Origin of the sequence: Ilumatobacter sp. (assembly GCF_041688325.1) — a bacterium.
Lineage (GTDB): Bacteria > Actinomycetota > Acidimicrobiia > Acidimicrobiales > Ilumatobacteraceae > Ilumatobacter_A.
In genome coordinates this window covers 1-12,052 of the sequence record NZ_JBDNIJ010000286.1, presented here as the reverse complement: position 1 = coordinate 12,052, position 12,052 = coordinate 1, and the positions used below count along the sequence as shown (strand labels likewise).

General features: G+C 62.9%; 9 protein-coding genes. 1 reads left to right on the top strand and 8 read right to left on the bottom strand.

All coding sequences use genetic code 11. The features are described 5' to 3' along the window. The 3 genes from ACH2EI_RS15420 to ACH2EI_RS15410 all read right to left on the bottom strand — a co-directional run. On the bottom strand, positions 1–3,460 hold a 3,460-nt coding region (locus ACH2EI_RS15420), incomplete at its 3' end, for a beta-ketoacyl synthase N-terminal-like domain-containing protein (RefSeq protein WP_395160679.1). Between the two features lie 45 nt (positions 3,461–3,505). After that, entirely contained in the window at positions 3,506–5,182 is a 1,677-nt protein-coding gene (locus ACH2EI_RS15415) for a PfaD family polyunsaturated fatty acid/polyketide biosynthesis protein (RefSeq protein WP_395151761.1), read from the bottom strand. A gap of 443 nt (positions 5,183–5,625) precedes the next feature. Continuing rightward, the gene (locus ACH2EI_RS15410; protein WP_395151759.1) at positions 5,626–6,285 is read right to left on the bottom strand and encodes a PadR family transcriptional regulator; all 660 of its coding nucleotides are present in this window, start codon (positions 6,283–6,285) and stop codon (positions 5,626–5,628) included. Between the two features lie 95 nt (positions 6,286–6,380). On the opposite strand from ACH2EI_RS15410, the gene ACH2EI_RS15405 reads away from it, so the two are divergent. Beyond that, entirely contained in the window at positions 6,381–7,151 is a 771-nt protein-coding gene (locus tag ACH2EI_RS15405; RefSeq protein ID WP_395160677.1) for a maleylpyruvate isomerase family mycothiol-dependent enzyme, read from the top strand. Positions 7,152–7,226: 75 nt separating this feature from the next. Here ACH2EI_RS15405 and ACH2EI_RS15400 read toward each other — a convergent pair whose 3' ends face one another. From ACH2EI_RS15400 to ACH2EI_RS15380, 5 genes are all read right to left on the bottom strand, one after another. Continuing rightward, entirely contained in the window at positions 7,227–8,513 is a 1,287-nt protein-coding gene (locus tag ACH2EI_RS15400) for an NAD(P)-binding domain-containing protein (RefSeq protein ID WP_395160675.1), read from the bottom strand. Positions 8,514–8,529: 16 nt separating this feature from the next. After that, positions 8,530–9,090, bottom strand: coding sequence for an OsmC family protein (locus tag ACH2EI_RS15395; RefSeq protein ID WP_395160673.1), 561 nt, complete (start codon positions 9,088–9,090; stop codon positions 8,530–8,532). Between the two features lie 46 nt (positions 9,091–9,136). Beyond that, positions 9,137–9,949: a class I SAM-dependent methyltransferase gene (locus tag ACH2EI_RS15390; RefSeq protein WP_395154130.1), complete on the bottom strand. Its 813-nt coding sequence runs from the start codon at positions 9,947–9,949 to the stop codon at positions 9,137–9,139. 6 nt (positions 9,950–9,955) lie between these two features. Continuing rightward, positions 9,956–10,579: an OsmC family protein gene (locus ACH2EI_RS15385; protein ID WP_395160671.1), complete on the bottom strand. Its 624-nt coding sequence runs from the start codon at positions 10,577–10,579 to the stop codon at positions 9,956–9,958. Between the two features lie 70 nt (positions 10,580–10,649). After that, positions 10,650–12,052 (bottom strand): bacterial transcriptional activator domain-containing protein (locus ACH2EI_RS15380; RefSeq protein ID WP_395160669.1); only part of this gene is annotated, 1,403 nt, incomplete at its 5' end.

Here is a 12,052-nt window from a genome sequence, read left to right as displayed (position 1 = left end):
TCTCGACACGCTTAATCGAATCAATCCCCAGATCCGACTCCAACTCCATATCCATCGTCAACATCTCCGACGGATAACCCGTCCGATCCGACACCACACCCAACAACTTCGGCGTCATCTCCTCTACAGAAACCGGCACAGAAACCGGCACAGAAACCGGCACAGAAACCGGCACAGCAACCGGTGCGGGCACCGGGGCAGGGGCCGCGACGACAGGGGCGAGGGTGGCAACAGGAGCCGGCGATGCAACAGCCGAAGCCGGTACGACAGCAATCACCGGCGCGGCTGTCGGTGCGGCTCCCCCGGCGAGTTGGCCGAGCACGGCAATCCCGTGCTGGGCCGCAGTCAGGAAGGCGCTGTGTGCTTGGGCCATCGAGTTCAGGTAGGCGGTGTGGGCCACAGCCGTCTGGTGCTGGGCACTCTGGTACGCCGCAAGCACTGCTGAGTCGGGAGCGACACTCGGCGCCATCTGCACTGCCGGAGCAGGAGTTGCAACGCTCGGAGATGCCGGGCTCGGCACGGCGGCGGGAACCGCTGCCGGAACGGCTGGCGCCTGCTGCGGAGCGGCGGCTGAAGTTGTTGAGGGAGCGGACGTGGTCACAGGATTTGCCTCGGCGAGTTCGTTCAGGTCGTGCGGGGGATACGGCTTGTCGTAGTTGGCGCCGTTGATTGGAATAGCGAGCTTGGGAATCGGTGCATCGGCAGGGTTCGCGATGTCGCCGTATTCGCGCCACAGCCCGTCGAGGTGCATTTCGACACCAGCAGCGACGAGCTGGCCGATGCCGTTATGGAACGCCGACAGGCCACCCTTGTTCTTCTTGTCGAGCGGGATCACCCGGTGGTCTCGACCGTCCAAGATGTTGCCGACGAGGCCGGTCAAGACTGACGACGGGCCGACTTCGACGAAGGTGCGCGCTCCGCTGTCGTACATCGACTCGACCATCTCGACGAAGCGCACAGAGTTGGAGAGTTGTCGTGCGAGCTGTGCCCGCATCGCTGCCTCGTCGTTGCCGTCGTATGGCTCGGCCGTCTCGTTCGCGTGGACCGGAATGGTCGGTGCGGCGAAGGCTACGGCCGCGAGGAAGTCACCGAACGCCGAGCTGGCTCCGCTGACCACCGACGAGTGGAAGGCCGTTGCAACCGGCAGGCGCTTGGCGGCAACGCCTTGAGCCGTCAGATCTGCTTCGATACGTTCGATCGCCTCGGTCGGTCCGGACAGGACGACCTGGCGGTGGCTGTTGTGATTCGCGATCACAACGTCGGCATCGGACTGTTTGAGGATCGCCCGAACCAACTCGATCGAGCCGGTGACCGCAGTCATCGACCCCGGCGTCTGTGCCGCTTCGGCCATGAGCAGACCGCGCCGCTGAGCAACGCGCACCATGTCGACGTCGGTCAGGACGCCACCCGCGTGGAGTGCGGTGATCTCGCCGAAGCTGTGCCCTCCGACGTGTTGCGCCTCGAGCCCAATCAGGTCGAGTACCCGCAGCAAGCTGAGGCTCATCGTGCCGATGGCTGGCTGTGCCCAGTGTGTTGCGGTGAGGAGGGCCTGGTTGACGCTCGCTGCGCCATCTTCAAACGAGGTGATCGGGAAGACAACGTCCTGGAGCGTCTTCTCATCCCAGTCCTGGTCGGCAGCGAGGTCCCATGCGGTCATCGCCTCAGCAAAGTTCATGGCCAGTTCGGCACCCATGCCGACGTACTGACTTCCCTGACCGGGGAAGAGAAATGCAACGTCGCCGCGCTGAGCACCCACGCCGAAGTGCACACCCGTCGGCGTGGAGAACGCAGTGCCGGGCGCCTTGGTGACTGTGTCGACGGCCTGGGCGAGCTTGCTTCGTAGATCGTCTTCGTCGGTGGCGATCACGGCGAGCCGGGCGGGCTTCGACGCGTCGTACTCGCGCTGCGTCGTCTGTGCGAGGAAGGCCAGTTGCCCGTCGATGAGGTCGTTCGACATCTGTGTTGCCCGAGCGGCGACGTCGGCCGCGTCTGAGCCACAGAGCACCACCATTTCGACGTCGCTGCTGCGCAGCCTTGGCGCATGCGTGCCAGACCCGGTGTACTCAGACAGTGCGATGTGGAAGTTCGATCCACCGAATCCGAACGAGCTGACCGAGCCACGACGTTCGTGGTCGGAGCCGCGCACCCACGGTCGTGTTGTCGTGTTGAGATGGAACGGCGAGTTCTCGAGATCGAGCTTCGGGTTCGGCTTGTCGATCTTGGCGGTCTGCGGCAGCACCTTGTGGTGGAGCGCCATCACCACCTTGAACAAACCGGCAGCGCCGGCTGCGGCCTTGGTGTGTCCGATCTGGCTCTTGACCGTTCCGAGTGCACACCACTGGCGATCCGTGCGGTCCGACGCGTCGAAGGCGAGCTTGAGGCCACCGAATTCGGCGGCGTCGCCCGCCACTGTTCCGGTGCCGTGGGCCTCGATCAGTTCGACCGTGTCGGGCCCGTAGCCGGCCTTGCTGTAGGCGTTATCGAGGGCTCTGGCCTGGCCTGATGACACGGGCGCGTACACGCTCTTCGACCGTCCGTCAGAGCTCGCACCAATACCGTTGACAATGCAGTAGATGTCGTTGCCGTCGCGCTCGGCGTCTTCGAGCCGCTTGAGGGCGACCATACCGATGCCTTCGCCGAGCATGGTGCCGTCGGCCTGATCGGAAAACGGTCGGATGTCTTCGGACTTCGACAGCGCAGGCGTCTTCGAAAAGCACATGTACATGAAGATGTCGTTCATGGTGTCGACGCCGCCAGCGATGACGAGGTCGCTGTCACCGAGATAGAGCTCGTTGACGCCCATCGAAAGAGCCGAAAACGACGAAGCGCACGCAGCGTCGGTGACACAGTTCGTGCCACCCAGGTCGAGGCGGTTGGCGATTCGACCAGCAACGACGTTGCCGAGCAGCCCCGGGAACGTGCTTTCGGTCCACTCTGGGTGCAGCGCGAGAATCCGATCGCAAGCTTCCAACGCGACGTCTTCGGCAATGCCGGCGCGGCGCATGCCCTGCAACCACATCGGGCGGTTCATGCGACTCGCCATTGCACCAAAGAGTTCCTGGCCAGACGTGACGCCGAGGATCACCGACGCACGTGTCCGGTCGAGTTCGCTGAACTGGCCGCGCATCGCGTCGTCGAGGACGCGCTGGGCCACGATCAGCGCGAGGAGCTGTGCCGTGTCAGTGGACGGCACCACGCTCGGCGGAACACCAAAGGCCAGTGCGTCAAAATCGACGGGGTCGAGAAAGCCGCCGCGGCGGCCGTAGGTGCGGTCCGGGACCGATGGATCAGCGTCGAAGTGATCGTCGATCAGCCAATGGCTCGGCGGTACATCGGTCATCCGGTCGGTGCCGGCAAGAATGTCGTTCCAGAAGCCGGTCGAGTCGACAGAGCCCGGAAAAAGCGCCGAGACGCCAACAATGGCAACGGGTGGTCGATTCGATCGTGAATGTTCAGACATGAGTGCGTCCTGCATGGTTCTGGATGGGTTCGCTGTTCGGGACATTCAGAGTTCGTTGCCGATGTGCAGCGGGCGGGGACGGTAGTCGAAAGCGGCGGGCGGAACCGGTACGCCATAGGAACGGAGTTGTTGGGCTCGCGTGACGACGGCGGCGCCCTCGAGCAGGTTGCGAGCAACCTGTGCTGCCTGACGATTGGCCGGTTCGGCCAAGAACGTGCCAGCGGTCCAGGCGTTGAACGCGCCCATCGCCGGGCCGCACCAGATCTGATAGTCGAGTCGACGTTGCGTTGCACCTTCGATCGACCACCGGCTCGACAACCCAAGGTAGCTGCGGAAGGTGAGCGCCATCTTGTGGCGCGGGTTCTGCTCGGCTGCAACGACCTGCGCCGGCTCGCGGTCGTTCCAGAATGCCTTGGTCGTTTCCCAGCACTCGTCGAATGTGGCACCGAGAATCTTCTGCTCGACTTCGGTTCGCTCGGCGTCGGGAATCGCATCGAGGCTGGGGTACGTGGTGTACAGCGAGTACAGCTTCTTGGCCCGCGGGGCAAACATCGTGCCGCGTTTGAGTACCTGCAGTTCGACGCCCATCTCGAACATGTCGGCAGCGGGCGCCATGGTGATGTCGGCAATGTCGGCGGCGGCAAGCATCTGTTTACCTTCGGCTGACAGGCCCGACTCGACGCAGGCCTGGTTGATCGTGCCGGTCAGCACGTACGAGGCACCGAGTGCAAACGCTGCTGCTGCGGCCTGCGGGGTGCCGATGCCGCCGGCGGCGCCCAACCGGATGGGCCGGAGGTAGCGATGTTGCGCAACAGCCTCGTCACGGACGGCTTGGATCGTGGCGAACAGCGGGGCGAGCGGACGGTTGTCGGTGTGGCCGCCGCTGTCGCTTTCGATCGTGATGTCTTCGGCGACCGGCAACGACGCGGCGAGTGCTGCTTCGTTTGCGGTGAGTTGACCGCTACTCACGAGTGCTGCGACCATCGCCGCGGGCGCCGGATGCACGAAGTACCGAGCGACCTCGGGGCGTGAAATTTTGGCGAACACCATGTTCGGGCGCTGCACGTTGCCGTCTTCGTCGGTGTGAATGCCGCTGTACGCGTACCTCACGATCGCCGGTGTCAGTGACATGTAGGCGGCAGCTGACACCTTGCGGACGCCGCGCTCGATGTACAGGTCGGCGACGGACTCTTCGAGCGCTGGCTCTTGGGGTGAGTGGATGAGGTTGCAACCCCAGGGCAAGCCGGTGTGGCCGAGCGCATCGTGCAGTTCGTCGATTGCTGCAGCCACCACGTGGCGTTGGAGGCCAGCCGCGCCGAAGAAGCCGAGGCATCCGGTGCGTGCCATTTCGATCACGAGTTGCGTCGTTGCAATCCCGTTGGCCATCGCTCCGGTGACGTACGGGAATCGGGTCCCGTGCACTTCGTTGAAGCTGCGATCACCCAGCCACTCCGGGTACATCGCCGGCAAGATCGCAATGACCGGCCAGGCTCCTGCTGACTTCTCGTCGACGAGCCCACCTCCGGTAGCAACACCGTGCTGGCCAGTGATCGGATCGACAACGATGTAGGCGCGTTCTCGGATCTGGTGGATGACCGCCGTGAGGTCGTTCACCGAGAGTGCGGGAGCCACGGGGCCGCGCCAGCCAGCGATGATTTCGGGCTGCGCGCTCACCGAGACAGGTGTAGAAAGATCGACCACATCGTTGAACGTAGCCGTCATATCGTCCCACACTCAGACGGGTGCTGGAAGTTACCGATGGGTACGCCAGCAGGCACACTTCGCGGTCGCTGATCGGGTCGCGCTCCGGCAACAACGTCGCAGCACAGTTGACCGCGACGCGCCGCCCCTGAATCCGACGGAGTGATACGTTCGATCACCAGTCAGGTCACCAGTCAGGTCACCAGTCGATCGACAACAAAGGAGCTATCAATGGTCAAATCACCACAGCGACGTGACGGCAAAAAGGCTGGCAAGAGCCTCAAAGAGAAGCGGGAAGCCAAGAAGTCGAAACAGCAAGACAAAAAGCCGATCGGCAACTGAGCGACCGCCTGACCGACCGCTGATTCGTTGCGCTGACCGGCAAGGCGTCGATCAGCGCAACGTTTCGTGGCCAACACGATCTCAGGAACGCCTCCGGGTCAACAGCGCGGTGCGGCCGATCATCATCGATCAGCGGACTGCGTGATGGACGGTGTTCCGAGGACAGATCGTCGCTGCTTGATGCTGTTGAGGATCGCCTCGGTGCCCTCGGTCATCCCGAGGCCCTCTGTCCTGGGCCATGTTGCGATCTCGGCCTTGGCGAAGTCGACCCACTTGACGATCAAGTCGAAGAGCTCGAGCTGAAACGTGGCAAAGAGCACAGAGAGGTGTGTTCGCTCGGGGAACGGATGATTGCCGTCGAGATAATCGCCGTTGATCGTGACGACCTGCTCGTACATCTGGGCAGCTTCGGTGGCCATCTGGTCGAGGGCCGCGGTGAGGTCATCGACGCTGCCGTTCTCGGCAAACAACAGCCGCAAGAGCGCCTCAGCTTCGAGTACCGGGGGCGCCGGTGCTGTCGCCAACCACGCTGTGAGCGCAGCCTTGCCGTCGGCGGTGATCGTGTAGACGGTGCGATTGCGCTCGCCGACCGACTCCTGGAGCGAGGTGGCCAGACCGTGCTCGACGAGCTTTTTTGGCTCTGCGTACAACAGCCGCTCTGACTTCGGCCAGGCAAAGCGGAGGCTACGCGTTGCTTGCTGCGTGAGTTCGTAGCCAGCCCATGGCCGAATCGCCAGGAGCCCGAGAACTGCAAAAGACGACGTGGTGAGACGTGAAGCCATACCTTGACTTTACTGTACTATGCAGTAACGTGCACACTGCAGATTGCAGTATCTGACTGTGGCTGACTCTCCCTTGATGAAAGAAGGACTACCAAATGGACGTCGCGAACTACATCCAATATGTGGCCTCGGAGGGCGAACTGTTCGCCTCAGCCGCCGAGCAGGGCGAGTTGAGCGTAGAAATCACACCCTGTCCCGGCTGGGACATGCGCGAGCTCGTGCGCCACCTTGGAATGATTCACTTGTGGGCGGCAGCAAATGTGGCGTTTCCAGCGTCGGACTGGCTGGACGTCCAAGACCTGCCCGACCTTGTCCAGTACTACCCCGAGCTCGCCTCGGGTTACCCCGCGGATGCCGATCCGGTCGGCTGGTATCGCAACACCCTTGCGAACCTGATCGACGTGCTGCAGTCGGCGCCTGCTGACCTCGAGTGCTTCGCCTTCCTCCCAGCGTCGTCCCCACTCACCATGTGGGCGCGACGACAGGCAAGCGAAATTGCAATTCACCGGTTCGACGCCGAACTCGCACGGGAGACCCCGTCGCACTTCGACCCGCATTTCGCCACCGACATGCTCGACGAACTCATGTCTGGATTCACGCCGCGCCCACGCGCCGTCGACATCCAAAGCCCCGAGGTGATCCACGTGCACGCCCAAGACACCAACGAGCACTGGTACGTCTCCATCGGAGCCGAGCAGACCGCCACATCTCGCCAGGGCGACCATGCCGACCTGACGCTCACCGGCACGGCAGCCGACCTGTACGTCCTGCTTTGGAATCGAGCCCCCGGAACGAGCATCACGATGAGCGGCAACACCGACCTCATGGACCTGTGGCGCGGTAACTTCCGAGTCCGCTGGGGCTGAAGCAAGCGCGCCACCCGAGGCAGCGGCGTCCGCTTGGCGGGCGCGCTGCTCTCGGCGTCTGCAACCGATGCCCAATCAGGCGTGGGTTGTTGCGAGGTGGCGTGCGAGGTGGTTGCTGATCTCTTCGGAGTCGTGTGCTGCTCCGTTGATGAAGCTGGAGCGCCGACGTCTCAGCACATTGAGGCCGGTCACGTAGAGGCCCGGTGCATCTCGGACGATGCCTCCGTCGTGACTGATGCGGCCTTTGCGGTCGAGTACGGGCACGTCGAGCCACGAGTAGTCGGGGCGATAACCGGTGGCCCACACAATGGTGCCGATCCCACTTGCAACCAGATCGAGTTCAAGACACGGCGTCGACGGAAGCCTGGTCGGATCGAATCGGTGTGGCGGATCGCTGATGTCGAGGTCAGTCGCAGTTGCCCAGTCGTCGAAGCTCTGCAGCAGCCGATTCATCTTGAGGTCGCCCATCACACAGACATTGGCGAGCGACCCGGCGAACTGGGCACGACCGTCGCTGATTCGCCCGAGCCGGCCGACCATCTTGACGCCACGATCGGTGAGGGCGTTGAGGTCGATCGAGCGACGATCCGGCGTTCCAATGAGCTGAGGCGACGGCAGGTTCCGCGCTCGGACAAGATCGTCGATGTCGGTGTGGTGTTCGTCCGAGATGCCGGCCGCATCCATCCACCAGAAAACATCGCGTCCTCGATAGACCCTCGGCATTCGGACGTGTTCGCCGACCGAGATCGTGACGTCGCGGCCCGAGCGAAGAATCTCGTCTGCCAGTTGAACACCGGTCGCGGAGGCCCCGACCACGAGAACGCCGCGGTCGTTGAGACGTTCCGGTGACCGATAGGTCATGGGTGTGACCGTCTCGATGGACTCTGGCACCTCGGAGGCAAGGCTCGGAACGTTCGCGATGTTCGATCCTCCCGAGGCAATCACCACCGCTTCGCATGTCCAGCACCCTCTGTTGGTCTCCACGGCGTAGCCGCCCGCCCCGGCACCCACCCCGGCACCCACCCCGGCACTCAGGTGAGTCACCGTCGTCGAGGAATGCACCGGCGCCGAGATCGTTTCGGCATAGGTGCTGATGAAGTCGACGACCTCGGGCATCGTCATGAAGCCGTCGGGCTCGTCGCCGTCGTAGCCCATCCCGGGGAGTTGGCTTTGCCAATTCGGAGTCAGGAGACGCAGGGAGTCCCAACGTTCGGTGCGCCACGAGTTCGCCACCTCACCGCGTTCGAGCACGACGTGCTCAATCGAACGTTCGGTGAGGCGGCGGCTGACGGCGAGGCCCGCATGCCCGGCCCCGATGATGGCGACCGGGATCCGTCTGGCGGATTCAGGCAAGACGGACACGCGAGCCTTCACAGTATTAGGCGACCCCGACGGTGACATTGGTCGGATTCGTGACCATGTCGTACACAGCAGAGCGCTTCTGCGATTGAGCCACCAGGGCCTGCAGTTCTTCCGGTGTCGCATCGGCATCAATGTCAAATGTGACCGCGACATCGGTGAACCCATTGCGAATGTCCGGATCGGCGCCGAGAATTCCGAGCACGTTCATCTTCCCCTCGACGTTTGCCGTCACCGATCGGAGTTGGATCCCACGGTGCTGAGCAACGGACGCGACGCCGGCGGTGAGGCAACCGGCGAGGGCAGCCAGCAGCGCCTCGGGTGGCGTGGCGCCACGATCCTGAGAAGCAAAGCACTCGGGATGATCCATCCCGAAGGTATGCGGAGTCGGATGGTTATGGTCCTGACCGAGGCCAGAGAATCCGTCGAGGGTCGTCGCGCTGTATGTGCCGTCGATCCACTTGCATTCCGCTTTCCATACGAAGTCGGCGGCTTCTGGAGCTTGGCTCAACGCATCTCGGGCTCCGAGAAGCGCTTCGGTGTTCACTCCGTTGTTCACCGGGCTATTGGTCATCGTCATTTTCGTTTCCCATTTCTGTTGTGGTGTTTGAACTTGACTTCATCGCTCACGGTTTTCGGCCCGTGGCAATCACGAATTCGCCGGGCACGAGGTAGCCGTTGCTGCCTCGGTACTGAGCAATCGTGTCGAGGTACTCGGCGTGGGCTGAGGCTTTTGTTTCGTCATCGAAGCGGGCGTAGGCCAATGCCACAGGCCCGCCCAGGAATGCCGCGCTGAGGGCCGCCTCGTCGGTGGGAAAGTCGAGGGTGACGCGAATGCGTTCTTCGATGACGTCGACAAATCCTTGCTGAGCCATGGACCCGGCCAGAGCGCCCGGGGCGCCCATTCCGAAGAACATTGGGCAGACATCGGATGCCACCCGCGCGTCGACGATTCCAAACAAGCTGGCCCACCCGCAGTTGCGCCGTTCACCCCACACGCTGATGGCAACTCTGCCGCCGGGGCGCAGCGCCCGAGAGAGCTGGGCGATGGCTTGAGCCGGGTCGGGCATGTACATCAACCCGAGGGCGCACACGGCCACATCAAAGTGTTCCTCGGTGGCCAACGCCTCGGCATTGCAAGCAACGGTTTCGATGTTCGTGAGGCCGGCTGCGTCAGCCGCGACGTTCAGTTGGGCCAACATTTTCTTGCTGATGTCGGTCGCCAACACTCGGCCGCTACCGGCCAGTTCGGCAACGACGAGCGTGATCAAACCAGTGCCGCTGGCCGCTTCGATGACCGACTCACCGGATTGCACATCGGCGCAGGCCAACAGTTTGTCCGTCGCTGGCTGCAACTGACGGAACCAGGATTCCTCGTAGTCCGACGCCGCGATATCCCAACCGCGGCGTTGGACCAAGAGCTGGAGTTTGGCATCCATGTCCGACTAACGCCCACTGTTCGTGGCGTCGGCATCGTCCCCAGACCCAGACCCAGACCCAGACCCAGACCCAGACCCAGACCCAGACCCAGACCGGTGTATCTCGACGGTCTTACGCATGCTGTTGACGTTGGAAATCGCGTCGAGCACCGGGCTGAGATCGTCTGCCTCGGCTGTAACACGAGCAAGGTCAGCCTCCGAGGCATCACTCCGCAGTTCAACGTGATAGTGGATCTCGTCGTAACCGGGGCGTTGCTCCGAGTCGAGATCCAAATGCCCAATCAGAGCGGCCTGGCACGTGACCGTCACCGTCACCGAGTCAACGGCCACACCGAGCCGGCACGCCCGGATCTTGTAACCCATTGCCAAGCAGGTTCCGAGGGAGGCTCGCATGAGCACACCGGGGCTGCACGCAGTCCCAGCACCACCGAGCACTCCTGGCAGGTCGGACTCCGTTGTCCAATCGCCTTCGACTGTCTCGCACCTCACGCCCTCGGTGAGCGTGGTCACCGAGACGTCGGGGTCGGTGCCGACGTCGGGCTTCCGGGCGACGATGTCTTCGATCCGGATTCGTCCCGCAAGGATTTCTTGGTCGGTCTGGGCCGGAGTTGCTGCGAGCTGGTTGGGCATAGACCCGACACTCACGGGCCCGCGTGTGACGCCGCGTGTGTTGCTCAAAAATATTCTTGCTGGGCGCTCTTTAACCTCGGGGCGACAAGCCAGACAAGAGATCGCGAGCGAGATCAGCGTGATAGTCGAGTTGCTTGATGGCGGAATGGTGCAGCAACTGCTGACCCTTCAACCGTGCATGTTCCATGTGGCCATGGCTGGTCGCCAACTCGACCTCGCGTTCCAACACCCAAGCCTCAACCCACATCCACGTGTCGGTCACGCGAGTACAGCGATCTACAGCATCGTTCAGCCATCGATAGGCAGTCGCTGAGTCGGCCTCGCGCTCATAGGTCAACCCGATGCCACGTGCTGCGAGCCCTTCCCAACACGGATCGGCAAGCTGGCAACAAGCAGCGAAGACCAGTTCAAGGTCGGCGCGAATCTGTACAGAGTCGCGTCCCTGGAGTCGGTCGAGTTCGAGCAACAAGATCTCGACGAACGGCCGAAACGCCAACCATTTTTCGTCAATGGCAATCGGAAGCGACGGCACAAGCAACGCTCGAGCGTCGTCGTAGCGATGCAGACCCATCAGGGTACGGGCCGTGAACGTCATGGCCCAAGCGCGGTCGCGCTGCGAATCAGAGCGCTCTGCCAATTCGATCGACTCATTACCAAGTACGAGAGCATCTTCGAAGCGACCCCAATCGGCGAGATTGGTGCCCTTGAACGACGAAATACTGCTCTGCAACTCGGGCAGATCTACTGCAGCATCGCCAGCCCGTCCAAGGAAGGCAGCCGATGCATTGCGGCGCCCGGCGAGCAGCTCGACATACCCCAGTTCCATCAGCGCCATGGCTGCGGTACCGGGGTCTGATGCTTCGACCGCTGATTCCACCGCGCTGTGTAGCGCGAGCGACCCTTCGTCGTCGAACCCGCGAATGCCATGAATCAGCGCTGAGCCCAGAACACCTTGGCACTTTCCATAGAGTTGTCTGTCCTTACTCGCTTCAGCCTCGGCCACAGCCTGGCGGAGACATTCGATGCCAGCGTCAATGGCACCGGCATCGACTGCTGTCGTGCCGGCTTCGAGCAGCGTGAGGGCCGAGGACGTATGGGACACGCCGGGTGGGCGTTCGACGGCTTCTGCTCGCAGCGCCCTGGAGACTGCTGAGCTTGGTTTGATTCCGAGTTCCGCCGAAAAAAGCTGCTCACACGCCGCGACGCGGTCTCGTGCGCCATTGACATCGCCAGATACGGCCAGCGACTTGACAAGCAAGACGTGGCCGCTTTCTTCGAGTGGGGCACGCGCCACCAACTCTCGGGCGTACGAGGCGGCGAGCGTTCCATTGTCTGCCGTGAGCGCCTGCATGGTTGCGGTATGCAGGGCTGCTTCAACCTGGCTGGCCGCCCGCCAACGTTCCACAGACAGCCAAACGTCGAACTCGGCGCTCCACGCGACGTCGATGCCTTCAAGCAGTTGCCCGGGGATAT